General features: G+C 66.4%; 1 protein-coding gene. It reads left to right on the plus strand.

Annotated features, from left to right (window positions below):
• Window positions 1–354, plus strand: a 354-nt coding sequence (locus VC35_RS27935) for a hypothetical protein (RefSeq protein ID WP_046043952.1), incomplete at both ends; no start/stop codon positions are given.

A 354-nucleotide genomic window follows, 5' to 3' on the forward strand; every position in this document is an offset into this window, starting at 1 on the left:
ACCGTCTTCGAGAAAAACCTCAGCGACGGCAGCGCACCGGATGCCACCGCGCTGACCCAGAACGGCACCTTCACCGTCGCCGCCCTCGACGGCGTCACGACCCTGACCGTCGGCGGCATCGCCGTGGTCACTGCTGGCGTGGCGGCGGGCTTCCCGCAATCGATCACCACCCCGTTGGGCAGCACGCTGACCATCACCGGGTTCAACGCGGCGACCGGTGTGGTGAGCTACAGCTACACCCTGAACGATAACGAAGCCCACCCGACCGCCAACGGCACCAACACCCTGCCTGAACAGTTGGCCGTGAAAGTGGTCGACGACAACGGCACCACTGCCACGGGCAGCCTCGACGTC

It is taken from the genome of Pseudomonas fluorescens, from assembly GCF_000967965.1.
Taxonomy (GTDB): domain Bacteria; phylum Pseudomonadota; class Gammaproteobacteria; order Pseudomonadales; family Pseudomonadaceae; genus Aquipseudomonas; species Aquipseudomonas grandcourensis.